The 18603-nt window shown below is 61.5% G+C and carries 21 protein-coding genes; 11 read left to right on the top strand and 10 right to left on the bottom strand.

Going from position 1 to position 18603, the window contains the following annotated elements:
- Positions 1-72: 72 nt before the first annotated feature.
- Positions 73-1719 (bottom strand): GMC family oxidoreductase, encoded by a 1647-nt coding sequence (locus CKW38_RS01005; RefSeq protein ID WP_095111541.1) that lies wholly within the window; start codon positions 1717-1719, stop codon positions 73-75.
- A 133-nt stretch (positions 1720-1852) separates the two neighbouring features.
- On the opposite strand from CKW38_RS01005, the gene CKW38_RS01000 reads away from it, so the two are divergent.
- The 6 genes from CKW38_RS01000 to arsH all read left to right on the top strand — a co-directional run bounded on the left by CKW38_RS01000 (position 1853) and on the right by arsH (position 6215).
- Positions 1853-2758, top strand: a complete 906-nt coding sequence (locus tag CKW38_RS01000) for a LysR family transcriptional regulator (RefSeq protein ID WP_007910650.1) — start codon at positions 1853-1855, stop codon at positions 2756-2758.
- Positions 2759-2832: 74 nt separating this feature from the next.
- Positions 2833-3303, top strand: coding sequence for a GNAT family N-acetyltransferase (locus tag CKW38_RS00995; protein WP_095111540.1), 471 nt, complete (start codon positions 2833-2835; stop codon positions 3301-3303).
- Between the two features lie 53 nt (positions 3304-3356).
- Positions 3357-3704 (top strand): metalloregulator ArsR/SmtB family transcription factor, encoded by a 348-nt coding sequence (locus tag CKW38_RS00990; protein ID WP_007910655.1) that lies wholly within the window; start codon positions 3357-3359, stop codon positions 3702-3704.
- A gap of 23 nt (positions 3705-3727) precedes the next feature.
- Positions 3728-5011, top strand: coding sequence for an arsenic transporter (locus CKW38_RS00985; protein WP_007910657.1), 1284 nt, complete (start codon positions 3728-3730; stop codon positions 5009-5011).
- Positions 5012-5039: 28 nt separating this feature from the next.
- Positions 5040-5510 carry an arsenate reductase ArsC gene (locus CKW38_RS00980; RefSeq protein ID WP_007910659.1) on the top strand — a complete coding sequence of 157 codons (471 nt, stop codon included), beginning with the start codon at positions 5040-5042 and terminating at the stop codon, positions 5508-5510.
- A gap of 9 nt (positions 5511-5519) precedes the next feature.
- Entirely contained in the window at positions 5520-6215 is a 696-nt protein-coding gene (arsH, locus tag CKW38_RS00975) for an arsenical resistance protein ArsH (RefSeq protein WP_095111539.1), read from the top strand.
- Positions 6216-6243: 28 nt separating this feature from the next.
- Here the strand turns inward: arsH and CKW38_RS00970 are convergent, their stop codons facing one another.
- Positions 6244-7170 (bottom strand): universal stress protein, encoded by a 927-nt coding sequence (locus CKW38_RS00970; protein WP_095111538.1) that lies wholly within the window; start codon positions 7168-7170, stop codon positions 6244-6246.
- Between the two features lie 249 nt (positions 7171-7419).
- Between CKW38_RS00970 and CKW38_RS00965 the strand changes: the two genes are divergently transcribed.
- The gene (locus tag CKW38_RS00965; RefSeq protein ID WP_095111537.1) at positions 7420-8493 is read left to right on the top strand and encodes an NAD(P)-dependent alcohol dehydrogenase; all 1074 of its coding nucleotides are present in this window, start codon (positions 7420-7422) and stop codon (positions 8491-8493) included.
- A 49-nt stretch (positions 8494-8542) separates the two neighbouring features.
- Here CKW38_RS00965 and CKW38_RS00960 read toward each other — a convergent pair whose 3' ends face one another.
- The 8 genes from CKW38_RS00960 to CKW38_RS00925 all read right to left on the bottom strand — a co-directional run bounded on the left by CKW38_RS00960 (position 8543) and on the right by CKW38_RS00925 (position 15606).
- Positions 8543-9106 carry a GNAT family N-acetyltransferase gene (locus tag CKW38_RS00960; protein ID WP_095111536.1) on the bottom strand — a complete coding sequence of 188 codons (564 nt, stop codon included), beginning with the start codon at positions 9104-9106 and terminating at the stop codon, positions 8543-8545.
- Between the two features lie 157 nt (positions 9107-9263).
- Positions 9264-10679 (bottom strand): ATP-binding protein, encoded by a 1416-nt coding sequence (locus CKW38_RS00955; RefSeq protein ID WP_095111535.1) that lies wholly within the window; start codon positions 10677-10679, stop codon positions 9264-9266.
- Entirely contained in the window at positions 10676-11338 is a 663-nt protein-coding gene (locus tag CKW38_RS00950; RefSeq protein ID WP_007910671.1) for a response regulator, read from the bottom strand. Before CKW38_RS00950 ends, CKW38_RS00955 begins: the two co-directional genes overlap by 4 nt.
- Positions 11339-11349: 11 nt before the next feature.
- Positions 11350-11994, bottom strand: a complete 645-nt coding sequence (locus CKW38_RS00945) for a tetratricopeptide repeat protein (RefSeq protein WP_095111534.1) — start codon at positions 11992-11994, stop codon at positions 11350-11352.
- Positions 11991-12800: an SDR family oxidoreductase gene (locus CKW38_RS00940; protein WP_095111533.1), complete on the bottom strand. Its 810-nt coding sequence runs from the start codon at positions 12798-12800 to the stop codon at positions 11991-11993. Before CKW38_RS00940 ends, CKW38_RS00945 begins: the two co-directional genes overlap by 4 nt.
- Positions 12787-13461 carry a TenA family transcriptional regulator gene (locus CKW38_RS00935; RefSeq protein ID WP_095047431.1) on the bottom strand — a complete coding sequence of 225 codons (675 nt, stop codon included), beginning with the start codon at positions 13459-13461 and terminating at the stop codon, positions 12787-12789. Before CKW38_RS00935 ends, CKW38_RS00940 begins: the two co-directional genes overlap by 14 nt.
- Positions 13458-14939, bottom strand: coding sequence for an AMP-binding protein (locus CKW38_RS00930; protein WP_095111532.1), 1482 nt, complete (start codon positions 14937-14939; stop codon positions 13458-13460). Before CKW38_RS00930 ends, CKW38_RS00935 begins: the two co-directional genes overlap by 4 nt.
- The gene (locus tag CKW38_RS00925; RefSeq protein WP_095111531.1) at positions 14929-15606 is read right to left on the bottom strand and encodes a thermostable hemolysin; all 678 of its coding nucleotides are present in this window, start codon (positions 15604-15606) and stop codon (positions 14929-14931) included. Before CKW38_RS00925 ends, CKW38_RS00930 begins: the two co-directional genes overlap by 11 nt.
- Before the next feature lie 209 nt (positions 15607-15815).
- Between CKW38_RS00925 and CKW38_RS00920 the strand changes: the two genes are divergently transcribed.
- The 4 genes from CKW38_RS00920 to dapF all read left to right on the top strand — a co-directional run bounded on the left by CKW38_RS00920 (position 15816) and on the right by dapF (position 18116).
- Positions 15816-16364 (top strand): cytochrome b, encoded by a 549-nt coding sequence (locus CKW38_RS00920; protein WP_095111530.1) that lies wholly within the window; start codon positions 15816-15818, stop codon positions 16362-16364.
- A gap of 223 nt (positions 16365-16587) precedes the next feature.
- Entirely contained in the window at positions 16588-16800 is a 213-nt protein-coding gene (locus CKW38_RS00915; RefSeq protein WP_016982975.1) for a DUF4287 domain-containing protein, read from the top strand.
- 13 nt (positions 16801-16813) lie between these two features.
- A complete protein-coding gene (locus tag CKW38_RS00910; RefSeq protein ID WP_095111529.1) occupies positions 16814-17317 on the top strand; it encodes a GNAT family N-acetyltransferase in 504 nt (167 codons plus the stop codon).
- Complete coding sequence (dapF, locus tag CKW38_RS00905; protein WP_095111528.1) at positions 17298-18116, top strand: diaminopimelate epimerase; 819 nt, start codon at positions 17298-17300, stop codon at positions 18114-18116. The genes CKW38_RS00910 and dapF overlap by 20 nt, the downstream gene beginning before the upstream one ends.
- Positions 18117-18603 lie beyond the last annotated feature (487 nt).

Genomic DNA, 18603 nt, shown 5'->3' with positions numbered 1-18603 from the left:
AGGCTGCGATCTTTTGATCTTGTTTTTGATCTGGAAAATCCAAAGTCAAAAGATCGCAGCCTTCGGCAGCTCCTACAGAGTTTGGGCCAGCTCCAATTTCGGGGTGCTGCTCCTGGTGTTGGGGTTGAGGATCAGTTGTGCGGCTTTCTCGGCAATCATCAGCGTAGGCGAACAGGTGTTGCCCGAGGTAATGCGCGGCATGATCGACGCATCGGCAATGCGCAACCCGGGCACGCCGTGGACGCGCAGTTGCGCATCGACCACTGCATCACCGTCATTGCCCATGCGACAGGTGCCGACCGGATGGAAAATCGTCGTACCGATCTTCGCCGCCGCTTCCTGCAGTTCCTCTTCACTTTGCAGGTTGGCGCCGGGCAGATACTCGACCGGTTTGAACGCTTGCAGGGCAGGGGCACTGACGATGCGCCGGGTCAGGCGAATCGCATCCGCTGCCACGCGCAAATCTTCAGGATGGCTGAGATAGTTGGGCTGGATCAGCGGCGCTTCCTGTGGATCCGCCGAACGAATGTCGATGCGTCCCCGACTCTGCGGACGCAAGTCGCAAACTGAGGCGGTGAAGGCGGGAAAGCTGTGCAACGGTTCGCCAAAACGCTCCAGCGACAGTGGCTGCACGTGGTACTCAAGATTCGCCGAGGTCTGCTCCGGCCCCGAACGCGCAAACGCGCCCAACTGACTCGGCGCCATCGACAGCGGCCCGCTGCGGTCATACAGATAACGCAGGCCCATGCCCATCTTGCCCCACACGCTGCCAGCGATCTGGTTCAGCGTGCGGGCGTTTTCCAGTTTGTAGATCAGGCGCAATTGCAGGTGATCCTGCAGGTTGCCACCAACGCCGGGCAACTCATGAATCACGCCGATGCCCAAGCGTTCGAGCAATGGCCGAGGACCAATCCCGGAGCGCTGCAAAATGCTTGGTGATCCGACCGCGCCGGCGCACAGGACAATCTCTCTGCGCGCCTTGAACTGTTTGATCTGGCCTTCGTGGCGCGCACTGACTTTCGAGGCGCGACCGTCCTCCAGCAACACCCGGTCAACCTCAACCCCGGTCAGCACCGTCAGATTGGTCCGATCACGCACCGGTTTCAAAAATGCCTTCGCCGCGTTCCAGCGCACGCCGGATTTCTGATTGACCTGAAAGTAGCCGCAACCCTCGTTGTCGCCCTGATTGAAGTCATCGATGCTGGCGATGCCGCTTTGCTCGGCGGCACTGCGAAAGGCATCCAGAATCGGCCATGACAGCCGCTGTTGTTCGACCCGCCATTCACCCTTGGCGCCGTGGAATTCAGCCGCGCCGGCAAAATGGTTTTCGCTTTGTTTGAACAGCGGCAGCACGTCGTTCCAGGCCCAGCCCGGATTGCCTTCGGCCGCCCAGCCATCGTAATCGTTGGCCTGGCCACGCATGTAGATCATGCCGTTGATGGACGAACAACCACCGAGCACTTTGCCGCGCGGATAGCTCAGCGCGCGGCCGTTGAGGCCCGGTTGTTCTTCGGTCTTGAAGCACCAATCGGTGCGCGGGTTACCGATGCAGAACAGGTAACCGACAGGAATGTGAATCCACGCATAGTTGTCGCGCCCGCCGGCTTCGAGCAACAGCACGCGCTGCTGCGCATCTGCCGACAGTCGATTGGCCAGCAAGCACCCGGCAGGGCCGGCGCCGACCACGATGTAGTCGTATTCATCGAGGGAAGTCTGCATTCCCTGACCTCGCTTTTTGTTTTTATTGTCGGACACTCTAGTTGTTAGCTTTCGTTAAAAGAATGTTAGTTTTTGCGCAGCCGCTGTGCGTTTTCAAACAGCCTGCATAGACCATAGCCGACAAGGACACGCCATGTTCGACTGGAACGACCTGCGGTTTTTTCTCGAGCTGCAACGCAGCGGCCGCCTGCTCACCGCCGCCCGCCGCCTCAACACCACCCACGCCACCGTCGCCCGCCACATCGAAGCCATCGAGAAAAGCCTCGGCACCGCGCTGTTCGTCCAGCACGCCCAAGGCTACGAAATGACCCCGGCGGGGGAGGCGTTGCTTAAACACGCTGAAGCGATGGAAAACGTCGCGCTGCTGGCGCAGGAAGAGATCACCCAATCCACCGCGCCGTTGGGCAAGATTCGTGTGGGGGTGACGGAAGGGCTGGGCATCAAGTTTCTCGCCAGCCGCATGATCGGCTTGTTCGAACGCTATCCGGGATTGGAAGTGGAACTGGTCGCCGTGCCGCGCTTCGTCAGCATCCTTAACCGTGAAGCGGAAATCAGTATTCATCTGGAGCGCCCGGCGGCGGACATGCTGGTTACGCGCAAACTCACGGACTATCGACTCGCGTTGTACGCCAGCCAACGCTATCTCGATAAGGCGCCGCCACTGCAAAGCCGCGAAGACCTTGGGCGGCATGCGTGGATTGGTTATGTCGATGATTTGCTGTTCAGCCAGGAATTGATGTTTCTCAACAGTTTCTGCCGCAGCCCTCGGGTTGTGTTTCACAGCACCAGTGTCATTGCGCAGCAGGAAGCGGCGCGGTCGGGATTGGGCATTGCGGTGTTGCCTTGCTACATGGCCGAATCGGATCCCGATCTGGTGCCGTTGCTGCCGGATGAGAGCATCGAGCGTAGTTACTGGATCAGTACGCGGCGCGAGTTGCACAAGTCGGTGCGGCTGCGGGTGGTCTGGGATTATGTGGTGGGGTTGTGTGAGGCGGAGCAGGGCTTGCTGCTGGGCAGATCGCAGGCCGGCAGCCGTTAATCCTTTTTGCTGTGCTGCTGTTGGCGCCGCTTTTGCTTGAGTAGCACCAAGGCCTTTGGCAATGGAGAGCAGCAATGAGGGAATGGCTTAGCGTTCGCGACATCAATGCGGACACCTTGAAGGCCATCAGTGACGGCGTCTTACAGCATGGCCGAACCTTGTCTGAGGCTCGCGGCGGACAAGCTGAAGCCATCGCCTGTGCGCTGATGGAGGAGGGAACACTGATCGGCGGCGCTACCGGCAGAACCGAATTCCGGCGTCTGTTTGTCAATTACCTGTGGATCGACGCGCAATGGCGCGGAACCGGGCTGGGTACTGAGGCGTTGCACAAGCTTGAGGCGCTGGCCGTTGAAAGGGCGTGCGTGGATGCCTTGATCGAAACGCTGGATGACAACGTCGCCCGGTGGTACATCCGCTGCGGATATAGATTGATCGCGCATGTGCCTGAGTACTGCGGCCCGTGGAGTCGTCATTCGCTGTTGAAAACGCTGGTGACGACAGGTGCTCCCACAGGGTTCTTTGGTCGATGGCATTTGCCGGGTTGATTTATATATGGATATCCGTATATTCGGATTTCCGTATGTGATGAGCCCGTCCCATGATCACTCCCACCGAAGTCTTCAAGAGCCTCGCTGACGAAACCCGCGTCCGCGCCATGCTGCTCATTTCCGATCAAGGTGAACTCTGCGTTTGCGAGCTGATGTGTGCGCTCGACGACAGCCAACCGAAAATCAGCCGTCACCTCGCGCAACTGCGCAGTAATGGCTTGTTGCTTGATCGCCGTCAGGGCCAGTGGGTCTATTACCGTCTCAACCCGGATCTGCCAGCGTGGGTGCGCGAAATCCTGCAAGTGACGTCCCTGGCCAATGCTGATTGGCTAAAGGACAACGTCGCCCGCCTGCAGAACATGGACGGGCGTCCGGTGCGCGAAGCCGCCTGCTGCTGAATCCGGATTTAGAGAGTTCTGAAATGTTGCTGGCTTTCGCTGTTTTCGTCTTCACCCTCGTACTCGTCATCTGGCAGCCCAAAGGATTAGGCGTCGGTTGGAGCGCCACGTTCGGCGCCGTGATCGCCCTGGCCGTCGGTGCCGTTTCGCTGCAGGACATTCCCACGGTGTGGGCCATCGTCTGGAACGCCACCGCCACGTTTATCGCGGTGATCATCATCAGTCTGCTGCTGGATGAAGCCGGCTTCTTTGAGTGGGCGGCACTCCACGTTGCACGATGGGCAAAGGGCAGTGGTTATCGATTGTTCGCGTTCTGCGTGTTGCTCGGCGCGGCGGTGGCGGCGGTGTTCGCCAACGACGGTGCGGCGCTGATCCTTACGCCCATTGTCATGTCGATGTTGCTGGCGCTGCGCTTTTCACCGGCGGCGACGTTGGCATTCGTCATGGCCGCCGGGTTTATTGCCGACACGGCCAGCCTGCCGCTGGTGGTATCAAATCTGGTCAACATCGTCTCCGCCGACTACTTCGGCTTGGGCTTTGCCGAATACGCATCGGTGATGGTGCCGGTGAGTCTGGTCAGTGTCGCGGCGACGCTGCTGGTGCTGTTTGTGTACTTCCGGCGCGATGTGCCACAGCGCTACCCGGTTGAGGCGCTTCAGGAACCCAAAGCAGCGATTCGCGACCACGCCACCTTCGTGGTCGGCGGCTGGACACTGCTGATATTGCTGGTCGGACTGTTCGCACTGGAACCGCTGGGGATTCCTGTCAGTGCCGTTGCGGCAGTGTGTGCGGCGATCCTTTTTGCGGTCGCTGCCAAGGGCCACAAGATCGCTACCCGACGGGTTTTGCGTGATGCGCCGTGGCAGATCGTGGTGTTCTCGCTGGGCATGTACCTGGTGGTGTATGGCCTGAAGAATGCCGGGTTGACTGACCTGCTGGCCGTCGTCCTCGACCGCTTGGCCGAGCAAGGTTTATGGAGTGCCACCCTCGGCACTGGCCTGCTGTCCGCGCTGTTGTCATCGGTGATGAACAACATGCCCAGCGTGCTGATCGGTGCGTTGTCGATCCAGGCCAGCGACGCCCAAGGGCTCGTTCGCGAAGCGATGATCTACGCCAACATCATTGGCTGCGACCTCGGCCCGAAAATCACCCCCATCGGTAGCCTCGCCACGTTGCTCTGGCTGCATGTGCTGGAACGCAAAGGTCTGCGCATCACCTGGGGCTACTACTTCAAGGTCGGCATTCTGCTGACCCTTCCGGTTCTGTTGATCACTCTTTCGGCCCTGGCACTGCGCCTGAGCCTTTGATGTCCGCCAAAGGCGGTAGGAGCAATCCATGCGAGTTCTGTTCATGTGCACGGCCAACAGCTGCCGCAGCATCCTCTCTGAAGCCATGTTCAATCATCTGGCACCAGCGGGATTCGAAGCGGTGAGTGCCGGCAGTTTTCCCAAAGGTCAGGTCTTGCCGCGCAGCCTGTCGACGCTGCAACAGGCCGGCATCGCCATTGATGGTTTGCACAGCAAAGGCAACGACGCTTTTGAAAGCAACCCGCCGGACATCGTCATCACCGTGTGCGACAAAGCCGCTGGCGAGACTTGCCCGGTGTATTTCGGCCCGGCGCTGAAATCCCACTGGGGGCTGGAAGATCCGTCCGAAGTGAAGGGCGACGAAGCCACTGTCGACGCGGCTTTTCACGCCACCCTTATGCGCATCGGCCAACGCTGTCAGGCCTTCCTCGATCTGCCTTTCCACTCGCTCAGCCGCGATCAACTCAAGGCTGAGCTCGACCGCATCGGCGCGCTTTAAGGAGGATTTATGTCCGAACTGCCCAACCTCGATCTCAATCTGTTCGATAACGCCAAACCGTCGCAGGCGGGCGCGCACAAACCGCGGATCCTGCTGCTCTACGGCTCGACCCGCGAACGCTCGTTCAGCCGTTTGCTGGTAGAGGAGGCCGCGCGCCTGCTCGAACACTTCGGCGCCGAAACGCGCATCTTCAACCCGTCCGGTCTGCCACTGCCCGACGACGCTCCGGTCGACCATCCCAAGGTGCAGGAACTGCGCGAGCTGGTGCTGTGGTCGGAAGGCCAGGTCTGGTGCTCACCAGAACGGCACGGCGCAATGTCTGCCGTGTTCAAGGCACAGATCGACTGGGTCCCGCTGGAACTCGGCGCGGTACGCCCGACCCAAGGCAAGACCCTCGCCGTGATGCAGGTCTGCGGCGGTTCGCAGTCGTTCAACGTGGTCAACCAGTTGCGCGTGTTGGGCCGCTGGATGCGCATGTTCACCATCCCCAACCAATCCTCGGTGCCGAAGGCCTACATGGAATTTGACGACACCGGGCGAATGAAAGCGTCGCCGTTCTACGATCGTGTGGTCGATGTGATGGAAGAGCTGGTGAAGTTCACCGTGCTGCTGCGCGATCAACAGGCGCATCTGGTCGACCGCTATTCCGAGCGCAAGGAAAGCGCCGAGCAACTGATGGCGCGGGTCAACCAGCGTTCGATCTGAGGCCGTCCCTCGAGAGGGACGGCTGCGTTCAGTCGACCAGTACTTGCGGCGACACCACCCAGGCGCTGCAGGGCATTTTGTACAACAGCTGTTCCACCGTGCTACCGATCAACCGACCCAGGCCGCGATGGCCGATACGGCCCATGACGATCACATCGATGTCATAGGCATCGGCGTAGCTGCACAGCACGTTGGCCGGATTGCCCATGATCATGTGCTGGCGTTCCGGCGCAATGCCGTTGCGCTCGGCCAGTTCGCGGAATGCATCGCCTTGCGCATCGAACAGCGTTTTCGCCTTGCCCTCGGTGAAAAACGTCGAGGCGTTGCCAAAGCCGAACTCGTCGGCGCTGATTGATGACAGGTCGTAGGCATAGACCACATCCAGTTCGGCATCGCAGAGGCTGGCCAGTTTCGCGGCCTCGCGCAGGATACGGTCGTTGAAGTCGGCGTATTGCTCGTCGCGATGAAACGGATCAATCGCCGCGACGATCCGCCGGGGCCGGGCGTGCTGGACATGGCTGACGAAGTGCAGCGGTACCCGGCATTCGCGCAGCAAATGAACATCGAGCGGGGTGAACATCAGCCGTGACATGAACGAGGCGTGCTGCAGATCCTTGATCAGCAGGGCCATCGGCTGCTCCTTGAGGTGAATCTGGATTTCATGCAACGGATTGTCGACCCACACCACTTCCGTGGTCACGGTCACGCCGAGGTGGCGCATGGGCCGCGCCTGGTCCTCTAGCCATTGATGGTGGCGCTCTACATAACCCAGGCGCATCTGTTCCAGGGCCTGCTCGTTGACCAATCCGGCGGTCGCCAGCCCTTCGAGGTAATCGAATGCCACGATGTGCAGCGCCGCCCCCGATGCCTTGGCCAGGGCCGCGGCCCGATCAAACGCAGGGCTGTGTTTCATCAGCGGTGAAGCTACCAGCATGAAACGTGCTTGCTCGGACATGACGAATCTCCTGTGGGTAGCGGCATTGGCCGGCCAGACGCAACGGCGTCAGTTCATGTTGCTCCGTGCCGCCGGGCGTGGCTTGATCTTTGTCAATGACGCGGCCCAATAATGCCTGCGTCCGACGTGCGGCATCGGCGATGCGCAATCCTGCATTGATTGATCGTTATCAACCTTGTGTCGGTCAGTTCGGCGCAGCCTTGGAAAGGTGCTGAACTCACTGCAAACACCTGCACAGGAGTCTTGATCATGGCCATGATGAAAGCGGCGATATTCGTCGAAAAGAATCGCATCGTGCTGGATGACAAACCGATCCCCGAGATTGGCCCGCTGGACGCGCTGGTGCGGATCACCACCACGACGATCTGCGGCACCGACGTGCATATCCTGCGCGGCGAGTATCCAGTGGCCAAAGGCTTGACCGTCGGTCACGAACCGGTGGGCGTGATCGAGAAGCTCGGCTCACAGGTGCGCGGATTTTTCGAAGGCCAGCGAGTGATCGCCGGCGCCATCACCCCCAGCGGTCAAAGCTACGCCTGTCTGTGCGGTTGCGGCTCCCAGGACGGGCCGGACACTCGCCACGGCTTTCGCGCCACCGGCGGCTGGAAATTCGGCAATATCATCGATGGCTGTCAGGCGGAGTACGTTCTGGTGCCCGATGCCTTGGCCAACCTGTGCCCGATTCCCGACGGGCTGAGCGACGAACGAGTGCTGATGTGCCCGGACATCATGTCCACCGGGTTCTCCGGCGCCGAACGTGGCGAAGTCAGTATCGGCGACAGCGTTGCGGTGTTCGCGCTGGGGCCGATCGGCCTGTGCGCGGTGGCCGGGGCGCGGCTCAAGGGCGCGAGCGTGATCATTGGTGTCGACGCGGTGGCCGAGCGCATGAGTGTCGCGCGGCAGTTGGGCGCGACCCATGTGGTCAATTTCAAGGACGGCGACGTGGTCGAGCAAATCATGGCGTTGACCGACGGGCGCGGCGTGGATGTGTCCATCGAAGCCTTGGGCACCCAGGGCACGTTCGAGTCTGCCTTGCGGGTGTTACGCCCGGGCGGACGCTTGTCGAGCCTCGGGGTTTATGCGTCGGACCTGCGCATTCCCTACGATGCCTTCGCGGCGGGGCTGGGCGATTACAGCATCGTCAGCACCCTGTGCCCCGGCGGCAAGGAGCGCATGCGCCGGCTGATGGCGGTGGTGCAAAGCGGTGGTGTCGATCTGTCGCCGCTGGTGACCCACCACTTCAAACTGGACGATATCGAAGCCGCGTATGAACTGTTCGCGCATCAGCGCGATGGGGTGATGAAGGTGGCGATCACGCCTTGATCGGCAATGCGCCCCGCAACGTTTAAAGGTGCGGGGCGCAGGAATGTCGCTACAGACTCAGGCGATGAATGACCTGGTGCGGATCATCAGGATCGCTGTGGGTTTCAAAGCCCATTGATCGGGCGAGGTCGCGCATGCCCGTGTTGCTGGCCGAATCCACCGAATACAGATGTTTGAAACCGTTGTGCCGGGCAGCCTTGATCAAATGTTCCATCAGCAACGTGGCCAGGCCGAGGTGCATCCACTCATCGGCGACCGTGACGGCGCATTCACAGTCCTGCTCGCCCGTGGCGGCGTAGCGGCTGATGCCGATCTCGATCAATTCGCCATTTTCGTGAACCAGTGCGATGAAGGCCGCGCGTTGTTTGTAATCGACGTCCATCAACTGATCGAGCAACGCGGTGCCCGGCTCACTGATCTGTGCGAGAAAGCGCAGGTGTCGGGACTCGGGCGACAAGCGCTTGATGAACGCATATTCGCGTTGGCGATCCTTGGCGGCCAGGGCACGGACCAAGACGTGGCGGCCATCCTTGAGCGACTCGATCCAGTATTCACCTTGGTGCGCGGCATAGGCCGGCGCCGCGCGGTCATTGTGGTCTTTGACAGTGAGCATGAGATGAGCCTCCATCGGGGCTGAACGAGCAACGCGCAGGAGAGTGCGCTGAGTCTGTTCTACACCGATGTCAGCCCCGGGAACTGATCTGGATCAGATTCCGACACGCGGCCACTGTTTTTCAGCGGGCGATGGTGCTTCTGTTTCCGCAACAGGCTCAACTCTGCGGCGGTTCGCGGGTGCTGCGTTGCGATGCGGGGCGCGGATGCCCGTCGGGAATCGACAAGGTTGCGCGCAGGCCGCCCTCAGCGCGGTTGACCAAAGTGATTCGCCCGCCCAACTGCGTGGCGATGGTGTTGACGATGGTCAGTCCCAGCCCCGCGCCGTGGGCATTGCCGCGACTGTAGAAACGTTCGAACAAGCGCGCCCGATCTGCTTCATCAATGCCCGGCCCCTGATCTTCGACGCTCAAGTGATAAAACCCCTCGGACTGGCTGAGCAGCACGGTGATCACGCCGTGTTCGGGGGAGAAGTTCGCAGCGTTGGTGATCAGGTTGTTCAGGGCAATGTCGATCGTGCCGGGGCTGGCCATGATGTTGAACGGTTCAGCGCTGTCTTCAAAAGCCAGTTCCAGGTGTTTGCTCAGCAACCATGGCGTCAGTTGCACCAGGCTGTTGCGCACGGTTTCGCTGAGGTCGATGGGTTGCAGCGGCGGTGGATTGGGTTTCGGCTCCAGGCGCGCCATGGTCAGCAACTGGTTGACCAAGCGACTGGTGCGGTCGACCCCGGCGATCAGAAACGCCAGCGATTCGCGGCGCTCCTGTTCGGTGCCAGCCTCCTGCAGATTCTGCGCATGCACCCGCAGCACCGCCAGCGGCGTACGCATCTCGTGGGCGGCATCGGCGATAAAGCGCCGTTCTCGGCCAAGCACTTCCTGAATCTGCGCGAGCATGCGGTTGAGCGCCGCCTGCATCGGCTCCAGCTCACTGGGCAGCGGCGCCAGTTGCAACGGCTCCAGCGAACCGCTGTGGCGGGCGCGCAAGGTCTCGGCCATGTTCGCCAACGGCTTGAGGCCCCAGCCGATGGCCAGCCAGACCATCGCCGCGAGCAGCAAGCTGCCGACCACATTCGGCCACAGGGTGTGGCGGACGATGCGGTCGACCAGATCGGCGCGCACGTCATCACGCTCACCGACCCAGATGCGCAGGCCGTTCTGTTTGTCTTCAAGGAGAAAGGCGCGCCAGTGACGATTGTTCAGATCCACCACGTCGCTGAAGCCGGGCTGAGTCGGTGGCGCCCTGAAGGACGGTGCGCTGGCGGTGTGCACCAACACATCACCGACAGGATTCCACACCTGAAAAGCGATTTTGCGTTCGTACGGATGACCTTCACCGCGCGGCACCGCTTCGCCCAGCGCCGAGTTGAACGCCTGGTAGAGTTCGGCGTGCTGTTTGCTGGCCAAGGGCATGCGCATCACGCCTTGCAGCAGGCGCGCGTTCTGCGCCAATTGCGCGTCGTAGACTTCGGCGATTTCGTGGTTGCTGTCGTGCAGGTTGAAGGTGCTGAGCACCGCGAGGCCGGCCAGCAACAGGCCGATGATCAAGGTCAGCGTGCGGCGGCGGATCGAGGTCATCGACGCTCCTCCACCAGATAACCCACGCCGCGAATGGTGCGGATCAGGTCGGTGGAAAATTTCTTGCGCAGGTGGTGGATGTGCACTTCGAGGGTGTTGCTTTCGGCTTCTTCGTTCCAGCCGTAAAGCAGCTGCATCAGTTGATCGCGGGTCATCACCCGGCCCGGCGGCGACAGCAGTTCGTGCAGCAACTGATATTCCTTGGGCGTCAGGGCCACAGGCTGGCCCTGATAGCTGACTTGCTGGGTGCCGGGGTTGAGGCTGATGCCGGCATGTTCGATCAACGCCTGGGCGCGCCCGGCACTGCGCCGCAACAAGGCGCGCAGGCGTGCCTTGAGTTCGTCCAGGTCGAACGGTTTGATCAGGTAGTCGTCGGCCCCGGCGTCGAGCCCGGCGATGCGATCTTCAGTAGCGTCGCGGGCGGTCAGAATCAACACCGGCAGATTCGAACCGCTGTCGCGCAGGCGGCGCAGCACCTGCAGGCCGTCCATGCGCGGCAGACCGAGATCGAGCACGGCGACATCGAAGGTTTCACTGAGCAGCGCATGCAACGCACTGCTGCCGTCCTTGAGCCAGTCGACGGTGTAACCCTCGCGGCCCAGCGCCTGATGAATGCCTTCACCCAGCGCCACGTCATCCTCAACCAGTAATAAACGCACGCGGACTCCTGTCAGTCGAGTTTCTTGTTCACGTCCACCAGCAGGCTGGCGATTTCTTTGCGGCGCCCGGCATCGGCACTTTCCCGGCCCGGGCGCGGCGCGGCTTGCTGGGCTTTGAGCAGCGCGGCTTTGGCTTCAGCGTAGCGCTTCTGACGGTAGAGGTGATCGCCCCAGAAGTACAGGCTGTCGATGCCGTTGGGGTTGAGTTGCAAGGCTTGCTTGAGCAGTTGCTCGGCCTTGTCGCTGTCGCCGAAACCGATGGGCCAGCCCGGTACGCGGTCATACAGCGCGGCGAGGCTGGTGTAGGCCGAGCCTTGCAGGGCTTTGGCGTCGAGGGTCAGGGATTTTTCCAGATCGGCCTTGGCGTCCTTGGCTTTGCCCAAGGCACCGAGGCCGCCCTCGGCACCGGCCCAACTGCTGGTGACGATGCCTTTCCAGATCCACGCTTCGGCCACCGCCGGGCGCTGGGTGGTGAACGCGTTGGCCTCGTTGGCCAATTGTTCGAACGCGGCGGCGCGCTGTTTTTCCGCCACTTCATATTGAATGTGCGCCCAGCTCTGCTGGATGCCCTCGAGGCGTTGCTGGTCGGCCGGTTCCAGCGCCCAGACGCTTTGACTGAGGGCGGCGAGCAACAGGCATGCGGATAGTTTTTTCATGGCTTTGGCGACTCGTGGTCAGGTTTTTCACTGAGACGGCGGATCAACGGCAACTGCTTGCGCAGGCCTCGATCCACCAGATGCGGGAGCAGATTGTTCAGGCGGACGAAGAAGCGTTCCGGCCAGCCCAGGTAAAGGTCGCGGCGATCACCGGCAATCGCATGGATCACCGCTGAGGCTACGGTTTGCGGATCGTCGACGTTGGCCTTGAGTGCGTCGTTCAGTGCTTGCGCGGCGGCGCTGTTCATCGAGGTGCGCGTGGCGCGCGGCGCGACGTACAGCACGCTGACCCGGGTGTCGGCGAGCTCCCGGCGCAGTGCCTCGGAAAATCCGCGCAAAGCAAACTTGGTCGCGCAATAACTGGCGTAACCCGGGTAGCCGATCGAGCCGTAGGTCGAGCCGACGTTGACCACCATGGCGCTGTCGGCCTGCTTGAGCAGCGGCAGCAGCAGTTTGGTCAGGCACATCGGTGCACTGATGTTTACCGCCAGCATCGCGTTGATATCGCTGTCATCGAGCTGTTCGAGCATGGCGAAGTGATTGACCCCGGCGGCGTTGATCAGCAGGTTGATACCACCGATGGCTTCGGCGGCGACCAGCACTTTGCGCCGGTCGCTGAGGAAGGTCAGGTCAGCGGCGACCCAGCACAAAGACTCGGGGTAGCGCTTGAGCAACGGCAGCAGTGCTTCCTGATGCCGCGCCACCGCGAGCACATGGGCACCGGCGGCGCACAAGGTTTCGGCGATGGCCAGGCCGATGCCGCCACTGGCACCGGTCAGCACCACCCGCGCATCACGCAGCTGCATGTTGAGCCTCCGCGTCACGCGGCAAGCCACGGAACATGTCGGTGTACAGGCGATAAACGACTTTCGAGGCATGGATCACGGCGGCTTGATCGGCAGGATCTTCCAGCTGATTCATCAGGCGCCGATAGGTTTGCATGTGCTCGATGTCGAGCGAACCGTGGGAACTCAGGTAACTGAACGCGGTTTCCGGCAATGCCAGACGCTCGCGAATGCTGCCCGCCGCGTGGGTGGCCAAAGCGATGCTGGTGCCTTCGAGCACGTTGACCATGCCGAACAGACCCACCGGATTGCCCCGGGCGATCAGGTCATAAAGGAAGCTGACCATCAGCTCGATCGACAACGACGGCTGACCGTCGCGCACCGCATCACGATCACCACCACACGCGGCGATGTCATTGAGTACCCAGTGCTCGTGGCCGTATTCGTCTTCGATGTACTCGGCCACCGCTTTGCGCAGCCATTCCAGACGCGTCGGCAGGCGTGCACCGCAAGCCATCATCAGCGGCACGGTGTGACGCACGTGGTAATACGCCTGCGCGAGAAACGCCCGATAACTGTCGAGGCTGACCTTGCCTTGCAGGGCATCGACGATGATCGGCAGGTTGAACAGTTCGTGGCGTTCCTGTTGCGTGGCTTCTTGCAGGGTGTCAAAAAAACTCATGATGCGGACTCCTCGGAAACAGCGGATTCGGTCAATTGGTTGTGGTACTGCGCGACGATGGCATCGCGGCGCGGGCGGCCATTGGCGGTGAGCAGGCCATTGGCGGCGCTGAAGGGTTGCGGCAAGCGCGTCCACTGATGCACCTGGGCGTAATCGGGCAAAGCCTCGTTGGCTTCGGCGACGGCAGCGGCCAGTTCGGCATCGGTGCAGTCCGGACGATGTGGCCAGAGCAGGGCGTGGTTATGCGGCAAGGCCTCGCCGTAAACGAACGCCTGGGCGATATGGCGGCGCTGGGTCAGCTCCGACTCGACCCATTCCGGGTTGACGTTGCGCCCGAAACTGGTGACGAACTGGTGCTTCTTGCGGCCCTTGAGATAGAGAAAACCTTCCGGGTCGAACTCGCCCAGATCGCCGCTCGGCCACCACTCATCGGCGTACGGCGCGTCCCCCAGATAGCCGAGCAACGTCGAGCCCTTGATCAGCACTTCGCCGTCCTCGGCCAGCCGCACTTCGACATGCGGCAACGGCCGGCCGACGCTGCCGGGGCGGCGCGCGCCGGGGCGATTGAGGCACACCACCGAGGCGCATTCGGACAGGCCGTAGCCTTCGTAAACCGGCAGCCCGACCCGTTGCGCGCGGTGCAGCAGATCCTCCGAGACGCGCGCACCGCCGACAGCGGCAAAGCGTAGGGTTTGCGGGTCGAAGGCTTTTTGTTCGGCGGCGCTGACCAGTAACAACAGCAACTGCGGCACCAGGATCAGACTCTCCGGCGCACGGCTGGCCAGATAACCGAGCAAGCGCGGAATCTCGACGCCACTGGCGCCCTGAATGCCGAGGGTTTTCTGGCTCGGCAAACTCAGTGTCGCGCCGGCATACAGCGCGGCGTAGCAGCCGAGGTTCTCCAGCAGAATCGCCAACGGCAACAGCGCCAAGTGATGCTGCGGGCCGGTGGCTTCGCTGGCCTGATCCAGCTCCCGCGCGACCCGCAACAGGCTGTCGGCGCTCAGGCACACACCTTTCGGCGTGCCGGTGGTGCCGGAGGTGAAGGTGAGTTTTGCGGTACCGGCCGGCATGCGACTGGGGCCACTGAAGGAGCGGCACCAGAACTCGCCACGTTGTTCATAACCAGCCGCGAGCAATTCGGCGCCCAGCTCCGGCTCGGCGATCACCCGTTCGGCCTGGCTCTGTTGCAGACAATGGGCGCGCTGCGCCGCACTGAAAAACGGCGGCAGCGTCACGCAGGTCAGGCCTTCGAACAGCACGGCCAGATCCCAGAGCATCGCGTCGACGCCGTTGTCCAACGCCAGCGCAATCACTTGCGCCTGCTCGTCGCGCAGGCGCTCCTGGCGATACAACACTTCGGCGTACAGCGTGGCGTAATCGAGTTTCAGCGTGTCGCCCCACAGGGCCGTCGCGTGGTCATTGTGCCGGGCATGGTCGCGCAGGGTTTCCTGGAAGCGTTGCAGTTCAAGCGACATGACAGGCTCCTTCAATCGAACCCGGCAAACCCAAACGGGTAAACAGGCCGATATTGCGCAAATGGACGAACCCGGCGCGGATGTTGCCGACATGCACCCAAGGTTTACTTTCGTAATAACTGCCCCAGTGTTGACGCTCGTCACCCAATCGTTCCGGGTCAGCGGCGCACAATGTCACTGGCTTCAAACCCAGGCGATGGAAGCTGTTGACCAGGCCGATGTTGCCGGTGAACGTCACCCATTCCAGGCCGCCCATGGCCAGCAGGTAGGTGATGGCGATGATGCTCAGGCGCGCGCTGCCGGTGTCGCTGGCGGCGAGGTTGCCGACTTCGACGATGGCGCTGCGCTCGACCGCACGATCCGCCGCCGCGCTGATTAGCGGCTCGATCGGCTCATCCAGATAGCGCTCAAGGAACAGTGATTCCAGATGCGCGCGACGCACCCCGGCCACGGCGCACAACTCGCCATCGCCGTTGTGCATGCCGAACAGCTCGGGCATGAAGTGGCGAATGTCGGCGCCGTGGGCCTTGCGAAAGCGTTGCTGGATAAAGCTTTCAAACGTCGCTCGGAGAGTGTCGTCGGGCAGCGCGCCGGTCAGTGTCATCTGCGGTGTTTCGGCTTGACCGAAGCGCAGGGGCAGGGGGATGTTCCAGTCAAAATCGGGCATGGGCAGAACGCCTCCCTCAATAGGTTTGAGCGGAGTATCCAAGCCATTTCTTAACGAAGTCTGAAGGTAAAAAAAGGTTAACGTGAGGGTCTGTCTTCAGACTCTCTTAAGACTGGGCGGGCAGGGTAACGCCGTCGGTTCGCCCAACAACCGGAGCGAGGCGGTCGAACGAATCGGCCGTCACTCACGACAATCACGAGGCGCAGCTTATGACCCGCGACACCGCCGTAACCCGTTATGGAAAACTCTCAATCACCCTGCACTGGCTGATGCTGGCGCTGTTTGTCGGCGTCTACGCATGCGTCGAAATCAAGGGCTACCTGCCCAAGGGCAGCGAAGCACGCGGCTTGCTGATGGGCTTCCACGGCCTGTTCGGCGCGAGCATCTTCGCCCTCGTCTGGCTCCGCCTGCTCGGCCGCCTCAGCCCACGCCCACCGATCACGCCCAAACCCCCTGCTTGGCAGACCGGTATCGCGCACCTGACACACCTGGCGCTGTACGGCCTGATGATAGCCACACCGATCCTCGCCTGGCTGATGCTCGCCGCCGCCGACAAACCGTTCCCGTACTTCGGCTTCCACGTCCCGGCACCCGTGGCCATCGACCCGGACTTCGCCAAACAACTGAAGTACTGGCATGAACTGATTGGCAGCACCGGTTACTGGCTGATCGGGCTGCATGCGCTGGCGGGGTTGTTTCACCATTATTGGGTGCGGGATAACACGCTGGTGCGGATGCTGCCGGGCCGCACCGAATAACGCAGATATCACTGTAGGAGTGAGCCTGCTCGCGATAGCGTTAGTCCAGTCAGTGTCGGTGTTGACTGAACAAACGCCATCGCGAGCAGGCTCACTCCTACAGGGTTTTTGTGGTGTCTGGCAGAGCGGGGCAGTTGCCGGAACCGCACTTCGCGTCCACTCTATGACCTGCCGACAAGGAGCGTCCGCCGACCCTCCGTCGTGACCACAGGGAGCTTGCAGCATGAGCGAAGACAACAAGGTAAAAGGCCCGGCGTCGTACTTCCCCTCCATAGAGAAAAAATACGGCCAGCCGATTGATCACTGGCTGAACCTGCTCGCCGGTATCACCGACAAGAAACACATGGAACTGGTGGCGTGGCTCAAGGAAGAACACGGCATGGGCCACGGTCATGCCAACGCCTTGGTTGCGCATCATCTGGCGGGTAAAAAGTGAGGGCAGGGCAGCGATGAATTTCTCCCACCGGCCAGTGACGGCCGACGACGTCAACACCCTCTGCAGCTTTCCGCAGGGCGAACAAGAGCTGTTCTTCATGTTCCCGAAAGCAAACTTCCCGCTGACGGAAGAGCAGATGCACAGCGCAATCAGCCAACGCTTCGACTCCACGGCTTTTCTGGCCAACGGCGAGTTCGTTGGCTTCGCCAACTTCTACCGCGCTGAGCACGATGGCATCTGCTGCATCGGCAACGTCATCGTCGCGCCATATGCCCGAGGCCAGGGGGTTGCGCGATACATCGTCGAGACCATGACCGCGCTGGGTTTCGAAAAATACCAGGCCAAGGAAGTGCAACTGTCCTGCTTTAACGAAAACACTGCAGGACTGCTGCTCTACCCGAAACTTGGCTTCGTGCCGTACTCCATCGAAGAACGCCCGGCGCCGGGTGGCAAACGTTCAGCGCTGATCAACATGACGCGCAGCAGAGGCGCAGCGAATGCCACTCACCTTCCATAAGATGCACGCCAACGGCGATGATTTCGTTGTGATCGACTCACGCAACATCATCAACCCCGTCACCGGCCAACTCGCCCGGCGCCTGGGTGATCGTCATCGCGGCATCGGTTTCAACCAACTCGCCGTGGTCCTCGATTGCGCAGACGCCGATGCGCGCGTGGAATTCTGGAACGCCGACGGCTCTGCGCTCGACGTGTGCGGCAGCGCCACCCGTGGCGTGGCGGACAGGTTGATGCGCGAAGCCAGCCGAACATCGATCACCATGCGCACAAACCGTGGCTTGCTCACCTGCGAACGCACGCCCAGCGGACTGATCGCCGTCGACATGGGCGAACCGTTGTTCGACTGGCAAGACATCCCTCTGGCGCAAGAACACGACACGCTATTTCTACCGCTCGCCGGCGCTCCAACCGCGTGCAACATGGGCAATCCGCACTGCACGTATTTCGTCGACGACCTAGGCACCGTCGACATCGCCACCCTCGGCCCGAGCCTCGAAACCCATCCGTTATTTCCGCAAAAAACCAACGTCCACTTCGTGCAGATCATCGACCGCCAACACATCCGCCTGCGCATCTGGGAACGCAACGGCGCCATCCCGCTCGGCTCCGGCTCATGCTCATGTGGCGCGGCCGTCAACGGCATCCGCCGAGGCCTGCTCGACCACACCGTCAACGTCGAATGCGACGGCGGCCCCGTCACCGTCCACTGGAATGGCTCAGGCTCCGTAACCCTGAGCGGCCCGGTAGAAACCACATTCTCCGGCACCCTCCCAGACACCCAACTCGACCTCAAGTGACCACGATCCCCTGTAGGAGTGAGCCTGCTCGCGATAACGCCAGCCCAGCCACCACCCATTCCAACCCGACCACATAACCCTGTGGGAGCTAGCCTGCTAGCGATGACGCCAGCCCAGTCACCCCATCAACCACTGACCGAAGTAAACAGTAAAACCACCACTGTTTAAACGAAGCCTTAAGTAACCACCGAAACCCTACAACGCCTTGCGCCGTTACCTACGACTAAGCCAGAATCCGCCGGCTTGTGCGTCTAGGTCGCGGGTTCTATCGTCTGTCGGTCGCTGAAAAACAGTGATCGGGTTTGGTAGCCCGCCATAACTAGTCGCATCGCGAACCGTTCGCAGACCTCATCAGGTCTCTGCTCAATGGTGGCCATGCGCAGGACACCTTCGGGTGTGCCGGGTCCTAGTTACCGGTCTACCAACCCGCGTATGGCCGCCACCTTCGTTTGGTAGCGAATGTGAAGGCTCCTTTTTACTAACTAGG

The sequence above is a fragment of the Pseudomonas sp. Irchel 3H7 genome (assembly GCF_900187605.1).
Lineage (GTDB): Bacteria > Pseudomonadota > Gammaproteobacteria > Pseudomonadales > Pseudomonadaceae > Aquipseudomonas.
Note: the sequence above shows the minus strand (reverse complement) of the source record. Positions and strands in the feature narration are given on the sequence as shown.

Bases quoted from the DNA above. Each gene is read 5' to 3' on its own strand.
- CKW38_RS00970 (WP_095111538.1), bottom strand. From the start codon at position 7,170: ATGTCCGAGCAAGCACGTTTCATGCTGGTAGCTTCACCGCTGATGAAA.
- CKW38_RS00965 (WP_095111537.1), top strand. From the start codon at position 7,420: ATGGCCATGATGAAAGCGGCGATATTCGTCGAAAAGAATCGCATCGTG.
- CKW38_RS00920 (WP_095111530.1), top strand. From the start codon at position 15,816: ATGACCCGCGACACCGCCGTAACCCGTTATGGAAAACTCTCAATCACC.
- CKW38_RS00930 (WP_095111532.1), bottom strand. From the start codon at position 14,939: ATGTCGCTTGAACTGCAACGCTTCCAGGAAACCCTGCGCGACCATGCC.
- CKW38_RS00940 (WP_095111533.1), bottom strand. From the start codon at position 12,800: ATGCAGCTGCGTGATGCGCGGGTGGTGCTGACCGGTGCCAGTGGCGGC.
- CKW38_RS00915 (WP_016982975.1), top strand. From the start codon at position 16,588: ATGAGCGAAGACAACAAGGTAAAAGGCCCGGCGTCGTACTTCCCCTCC.
- CKW38_RS01005 (WP_095111541.1), bottom strand. From the start codon at position 1,719: ATGCAGACTTCCCTCGATGAATACGACTACATCGTGGTCGGCGCCGGC.
- CKW38_RS01000 (WP_007910650.1), top strand. From the start codon at position 1,853: ATGTTCGACTGGAACGACCTGCGGTTTTTTCTCGAGCTGCAACGCAGC.
- CKW38_RS00955 (WP_095111535.1), bottom strand. From the start codon at position 10,679: ATGACCTCGATCCGCCGCCGCACGCTGACCTTGATCATCGGCCTGTTG.
- CKW38_RS00935 (WP_095047431.1), bottom strand. From the start codon at position 13,461: ATGAGTTTTTTTGACACCCTGCAAGAAGCCACGCAACAGGAACGCCAC.
- arsH (WP_095111539.1), top strand. From the start codon at position 5,520: ATGTCCGAACTGCCCAACCTCGATCTCAATCTGTTCGATAACGCCAAA.
- CKW38_RS00960 (WP_095111536.1), bottom strand. From the start codon at position 9,106: ATGCTCACTGTCAAAGACCACAATGACCGCGCGGCGCCGGCCTATGCC.
- CKW38_RS00990 (WP_007910655.1), top strand. From the start codon at position 3,357: ATGATCACTCCCACCGAAGTCTTCAAGAGCCTCGCTGACGAAACCCGC.
- CKW38_RS00980 (WP_007910659.1), top strand. From the start codon at position 5,040: ATGCGAGTTCTGTTCATGTGCACGGCCAACAGCTGCCGCAGCATCCTC.
- CKW38_RS00995 (WP_095111540.1), top strand. From the start codon at position 2,833: ATGAGGGAATGGCTTAGCGTTCGCGACATCAATGCGGACACCTTGAAG.
- CKW38_RS00910 (WP_095111529.1), top strand. From the start codon at position 16,814: ATGAATTTCTCCCACCGGCCAGTGACGGCCGACGACGTCAACACCCTC.
- CKW38_RS00925 (WP_095111531.1), bottom strand. From the start codon at position 15,606: ATGCCCGATTTTGACTGGAACATCCCCCTGCCCCTGCGCTTCGGTCAA.
- CKW38_RS00945 (WP_095111534.1), bottom strand. From the start codon at position 11,994: ATGAAAAAACTATCCGCATGCCTGTTGCTCGCCGCCCTCAGTCAAAGC.
- dapF (WP_095111528.1), top strand. From the start codon at position 17,298: ATGCCACTCACCTTCCATAAGATGCACGCCAACGGCGATGATTTCGTT.
- CKW38_RS00985 (WP_007910657.1), top strand. From the start codon at position 3,728: ATGTTGCTGGCTTTCGCTGTTTTCGTCTTCACCCTCGTACTCGTCATC.